Here is a 393-nt window from a genome sequence, read left to right as displayed (position 1 = left end):
GGCCATGGCAAGCCCGTTCTGGCAATATTTCCATGACAAGCTGAACTGGCCCGCCATCTTCCGTCCCGGCCCTGTATCGGCGCTGGCGAAGGGGCTGGCGCTGTATATGGATGACGTGCGGGAGGACATTTTGTGGCTTCGCCGCCAGTGGAATCCGGCCACGGCTGACGATGAAAGGATAGTCGCCTACGGGGCCAGCCGGGGCATCCTGCGCACACGCTATGACACGGACGAAAGCTACCGCCTGCGCGTGGTCAACGCTTTTGCCTGGCACAAGCTGGGCGGCAAGGTTCAAGGGCTGGTGCGGATTCTTGCTGAAAATGGCTTTGCAGGCGCGGTCATCGTACCGGTGAACGACGTGCGCCGCCATGACGCGGCCTTGTCCCACAACGG

Annotated in this window: 1 protein-coding gene; it reads left to right on the top strand. The window is 62.3% G+C overall.

Features of this window, described 5'->3' with window-relative positions; genetic code table 11:
* Positions 1-393: phage tail protein (locus tag JWG43_RS19180; RefSeq protein ID WP_205244491.1), on the top strand; the 393-nt coding region annotated here is incomplete at both ends.

The sequence above is a fragment of the Desulfobulbus alkaliphilus genome (assembly GCF_016918545.1).
In the GTDB taxonomy this organism is placed as follows: domain Bacteria; phylum Desulfobacterota; class Desulfobulbia; order Desulfobulbales; family Desulfobulbaceae; genus Desulfobulbus; species Desulfobulbus alkaliphilus.
Note: the sequence above shows the minus strand (reverse complement) of the source record. Positions and strands in the feature narration are given on the sequence as shown.